Origin of the sequence: Pseudoalteromonas sp. OFAV1, assembly GCF_021532595.1 — a bacterium.
Classification (GTDB): Bacteria; Pseudomonadota; Gammaproteobacteria; order Enterobacterales; family Alteromonadaceae; genus Pseudoalteromonas; species Pseudoalteromonas lipolytica_C.
Map to the genome: position 1 here is coordinate 26,432 of NZ_JAKGBG010000050.1, position 6,136 is coordinate 32,567.

Genomic DNA, 6,136 nt, shown 5'->3' on the forward strand with positions numbered 1-6,136 from the left:
ATAATAAATTTACTGTAACTATAATGTAACTGAAATGTTGTTCTTGAGTGTGTTTACGCTTTATATTGGTGATGAAACTTTGTTTCAATCACTATTTAGGACGATAAAATAACATATCCCAGGGGAACCCATGTCTAAAAATCTAATAAAAAGAACAGCAGTTGCTTTGGCTGTAACAAGTGCAATGTGCGCTAGTGCACAAGCCAATGACTTTTCAAAATACAATCTAGCAGGCAAAAAGTTAATTAAATCAAGTGCTGTTACTAAAAAAGAGCAAAAAGTTCGCAGCGAAGCAACAAGTTGGTTAGTTAAGTTAAATGCACCAGCAACAGTAAATGCAACATCACGTGGTGCAGATATTGCGAGTATTCAGTCACAAGCACAAGCGGCACAAGTAAGTGTAGAGCAAGCGATTAGCAGCATGGATTTACCGCTGCAAGTTGTTGCGAAAACATCAACACTTGTCAGCTCAATCGTAGTCAATGGTAATAAGCAGGACGTTGCAAAGCTTCTCTCTAACGCGCAAGTTGAGGGTATCTACCCTGTTTATGATTATGAATTGCATGTTGCAGACAGTGCCGATTATATTGAGGCAACACCTCTTGTCGCGAATGGTTTAGCAACAGGTGAAGGTGTTCGCGTTGCGGTACTTGATACAGGTATCGACTACACACACAAAGCATTCGGTGGTGAAGGTACTGATGAAGCATATGCTGCTGCGATTGCTGATCCTGCATCAGTTGATTGGCCACAAGGTAAGGTTTTAGGCGGTTATGACTACATCAATAATGATAGTGATCCAATTGATGTAGATACAAATCATGGTACACACGTTTCTCACTCGGTTAACGGTATCGCACCAAACGTAGATTTATTCGTTTACTCTGTATGTAATAGTGGTTGTCCTGGTCTTGCGCAATTATTAGCGCTTGAAAGTGCAATGGACCCAGATGGTAATGGTGATATCAGTGACCGTGTTGACGTAATCAACATGTCTTTAGGTGGTGATTACGGTGATATTGCAAATGATGCTGTAGGCTTATTCATCAACCAAGCAGTTAAACTAGGTACCAACGTGGTTATCTCTGCAGGTAATGATGGCGCATATCCATTTATCGTTGGTGGCCCAAGTACCACTGAGCATGCTCTTTCTGTTGGGGCAATGACTCACCCTACAGGTGCTGAGTCAATTGGTAGTGGTACAGTTAATGGCGAAGAAGCAATTGTGCAGCCAGCAAGTTTTGGTCCTCAAACTGCGTTTAGTTTCTCAAATGACGATATTGAACTTGTTTACCCAGATGCGAACCAAACGGCATGTGAAGCGTTTGCTGATGACGTAGATTTTACTGGTAAGGGAGTTATCATCGACCGTGGAGCATGTGCATTTACAGTTAAAGTATTAGCAGCACAAGCTAAAGGTGCAGAGTTTGTTATTATTGCAAACAATAACGATGATGGTACGCCAGCTCCTATGGGTGGTTCTGATCCAAGTGTAACTATCCCTTCTGTCGGCGTAACATTTGCCACAGGTACAGCACTTAAAGCAGGCGGTACATTTAACCTAACAGTTGAACGTTTAGTTCTTTCTGGCGCTATTGCTGATTTCACATCGCGTGGTCCTTCAATGGGTGGTCTGTTAAAACCTGAAATTACAGCACCAGGTGTAAACATCATGACTGCTCACCCAGGTTTAGGTGATGGTCTTACTGGCGCAACAGGTACTTCATTCTCAGGTCCAATCACGGCTGGTGCGGTGAGCTTATTAAAAGAAGCACTGCCTGAACGTAATGCACTTGAGTTAAAAGCTACGCTAATGAACACTGCTAACCTCAATGTCACAATGGAGCCATTAGCGATTAACCCTGATGCTGAGCTTGCGCCAATTAGTTATATCGGGGCAGGTTTAGTTGACGTAAATAAAGCGGCTAACTTACCAGTTGCTGCGTGGGCTGCAGATACTAAACAAGCTGCGCTTTCATTTGGTTTAGTAAATGCATCAGAAACAGTAGAACTAACTAAAACTGTTCACGTTAAAAACTTCTCAAATGAAGCAAAGGTTTATACGCTTTCACTTGAACAGCGTTATCAAGACGATATAGAACGTGGTTCATTCTCACTTGATTACCCAGAAACAATCACAGTTCCAGCTGGTCAAATGCTGTCATTTGATGTCACTGCGACAATCGACCCGACAACATTACCTGAGTGGACTTTGACTGATGACAACATTGGTTCTCAAGACTCAACGACGGATTTAACGAACCTTGAATTAGACGGTGCGTTAATATTCTCAGATGGTGACGAGAAAGCATTCCACCTTGTTTACCACGTATTGCCAAAAGCGAATGCAGCAATGAGCTTTATGCCAGTCATGACTGATGATGGTGTTGCTCACCAACTGACAAATACTGGCGCTGTTGCTTTAGAGCCAGTGTTTGCACCAACGGTAGCGACTGATGAAGTCGATGAAGATCAACGTTTAGACTTAGTTGGCGCATCGATTGAAACATTTGCAGTACCAGCAGAGGTCTGTGATAGCGGTTATGTAACATTAACAACTATGGTACTAAATGATGGTATCACTCACTCTTATGTGGGTGGCTTCATGGCTGACTTCGACCTTGATCAGGATGGCACGTACGACGTTACAGTACAAAATGGCAAGTTAGAATGGTTCTACGATGTTGAGCCAGGCACTGCTATTACCTTCACTCATGGCTACGGTAGCTCTTCAGGTAATCTTAATAACATTTACCAAATTATTGGTAATAACCATCTAACGATGCAAAGCTGTTTAGGTGCATTTGGTCTAACGGCTGATGATATTGGTAAAGCAACTGCAAATGTGCGTTTCCGTACAGAAGAAGAAACTTGGACTCCAATTGCATCAGGCGAAGGCGATGTTGCAATGGGCACATATACATTCACTGATGCATCAAATGATGTCTATGCAGCGCTTGTTGATGAATCTGGTGAGGCTGTAAGTTCAATTGAACCAGGCGCTTCAGCAACATTATTGAATGCTGGTGCAGACTTCATGATCCTATCTGATTCTGGTTCTAAAGCATACGCAGCAACACCGAGTGCAGATGCTAATACAGCGCCTGAGCTTGCCGATGCTTCGTTCAGCGTTGATGAAAATAGCGCAGAAGGTACTGTTATCGGTATGCTTGAAGCGACTTACGGTGCTGAACTTGCAAATCCAATTTCTGAGTACATCGTACTGAGCTCTTCTTCTACAGCGGTTTCTGTGAACGCGGCTGGAGAAGTTGTGGTAATGAATGCAGAGATGCTAGATTACGATGCAGGCCTTACGTCTATTGAGCTTGAAGTTGTTGCTGCAGATTCTGCAGGCAATATCTCTGAGCCTGCGATGGTGACTGTTGAAGTTATGAACGTTGCTGACGAGCCAGAAGAAGTTAACCCAGTAATCGATGCTGATCTTGGTGAGTTCACGGTTCAAGAAAACGCAGCAGAAGGTACTGTAATTGGCACTGTGACTGCGACTGACCCAGATGCAGATCTGACTCCTATCGCTACTTATGAAGTGACAGGCAGTGATAGCATCAGCATCAGCGATACAGGTGAGTTAATGGTTGCGGGTGCAATCGATTATGAGCAAACAACCTCTATCGAAGTATCAGTGACAGCAGTTGACTCTGCAGGCAATATGTCTGAAGCGGTGACGATTACTATTGCAGTAACTCAAGACCCGGCAGAAGACGTTGTAGCTGAAGAACCTAAGAAGAAAAAATCGTCAGGTTCGCTAGCATGGTTAACATTACTTGCTGCGCCGTTCGCATTTATGCGTCGTCGTAAGCAAAAGTAATTGCTTGATAAGTAACTAATAAAGGGAGCTTCGGCTCCCTTTTTACATTGCTTCACAAAGGCTACTTATAAATTCACGGTTAATTACTTATATTAGGGACTTAATAATAAAAATTAATTAGGATCCCTATGAAAGTTGGCCATTCACTTTGCCTTGCGGCACTCTCTTTAACTGTTCTATCAGCGTGTAATAAAGTTCCAGATAATAAAGAACAAGCAATTATTACAGAGCAAGTTCAGATATCTGCTCCCGTCGCCAAAAAAATACCCTATGAAATGACCATCCATGGTGATACTCGTATCGATAACTATTATTGGATGCGAGATGATGAGCGTAAAGATGAAGCCGTCATTGCCCACTTAAATGCTGAAAATGAGTATGTAGAAAGTATGCTCGCACACACTCTGCCATTGCAAAACACCTTGTTCGAAGAGCTTAAAGGACGTATTGAGAAAGATGACGATACAGTGCCAACCAAAAAAGGTGATTATTACTATTTTTCACAAACGCGCGGTGATGACGAATACCCGGTTTATGTGCGCAGCAAAGATAGCCAGGGTGAGAATAAGCAGGTTATCTTGAACGTAAATGACCTTGCTAAAGATCATGATTATTTTGCTGTAACAGGTTTGGCAGTGAGCCCAAATGGCAATTTGCTTGCTTACGGTGAAGATACGGTGAGTCGTCGTATTTATACAATTAAAGTAAAAGATTTAAGCACAGGTAAAATGTTGTCAGAGAGCCTTGAAGGCACTGAAGGTGAAGTTGTTTGGGCGAATGACAACAAAACCTTTTACTACATTAAAAAAGACCTACAGACACTGTTAGGCTACCAAGTTTATCGCCATACACTAGGAACATCTCAAGCCGACGATGAGCTAGTGTATGAAGAAAAAAATACCAGTTACTACACGGGTATTTCGAAAAGCAAAGATCAACAAGAAATCTATATTAGTCATGGCAGCACCAGTGCCTCGGGCATCTCGGTTATTGATGCCAATGATGTAAAAGCAATGCCAAAACGTTTTATTGAACGCGAAGCAGGGCTTGAATACGACATCAAAAAATTGGGTGATTGGTATTATATTGTTACCAATTTAAATGCAGTTAACTTCCAACTGATGAAAGTTCACCGCGATAAAGCGCATGATAAAGCAAATTGGCAAACGCTTATTGCTGGTCGTGATGATGTGAAACTTGAAGGTATTGAGTTATTCAATAATCATTTGGTTTACGAAGAGCGTGAAAAGGGTCAAACCCGTATCACTATTCGTGACCTTCGTAACCAACAAGAGCAAGTAGTTGCTTTTAATGACCCAACTTACATGGTTTTTAGCTATGGTAATAGTGAGTTAGATACCCCTAACTTACGTGTTTACTATTCAAGCATGACGACCCCAGGTAGCAGCTACGATATCAATCTTGAAAATGGTGAAAAAACGCTACTGAAGCAGCGCAAAGTGTTAGGTGACTTTAACCCAGACAACTATGCCTCTGAGCGTGTTTACGTAACGACCCGAGATGGTGTTGATGTACCCGTTAGCCTTGTTTATCGTAAAGACAAGTTCAAAAAAGATGGCTCTAATCCACTTATGCAATATGGCTATGGCTCGTACGGTGCAACCATGGATCCGAGCTTTTCAAGCTCGCGTTTAAGCCTTCTTGATCGCGGTTTTGTATTTGCAATTGCGCATATCCGTGGCTCGCAAATGTTAGGCCGTCCTTGGTATGAAGATGGCAAGTTGCTGCATAAACAAAACACCTTTAATGACTTTGTTGATGTGACTAAGTCTTTAGCTGCTCAAAAATATGGTGATAAAGATAATATTTTTGCCATGGGTGGCAGTGCTGGTGGCTTGCTAATGGGGGCTGTTGTCAATCAAGCACCTGAGCTTTATAAAGGCGTTATTGCAGCAGTGCCTTTTGTCGATGTAGTGACGACCATGCTTGATGCCAGCTTACCATTAACAACGAATGAGTATGACGAGTGGGGTAATCCGAACGATAAAGTCTATTACGATTATATGTTGTCATATTCACCATACGACCAAGTTAAAAAGCAGGCATATCCAAACATGTTAGTCACTACCGGATTGCATGATTCACAGGTGCAATATTTTGAACCGGCAAAGTGGGTGGCTAAGCTACGTGAATATAAAACTGATGATAACCTATTACTGTTCAAAACCGACATGGAAGCAGGGCACGGTGGTGCATCTGGGCGCTTTAAAAGCTTGCAAGACACCGCGTTATATTATGCCTTTATGTTAGATTTAGCGGGTATAGAAAAATAATCACCCATCAGGC

At 42.2% G+C, this 6,136-nt stretch carries 2 protein-coding genes; both read left to right on the plus strand.

What is annotated here, in order from left to right:
• Positions 1-130: 130 nt before the first annotated feature.
• Positions 131-3,829 carry a S8 family serine peptidase gene (locus tag L1267_RS19895; RefSeq protein WP_235383902.1) on the plus strand — a complete coding sequence of 1,233 codons (3,699 nt, stop codon included), beginning with the start codon at positions 131-133 and terminating at the stop codon, positions 3,827-3,829.
• A 128-nt stretch (positions 3,830-3,957) separates the two neighbouring features.
• Entirely contained in the window at positions 3,958-6,123 is a 2,166-nt protein-coding gene (locus L1267_RS19900; RefSeq protein WP_199526027.1) for a S9 family peptidase, read from the plus strand.
• The last annotated feature ends 13 nt before the right edge of the window (positions 6,124-6,136 follow it).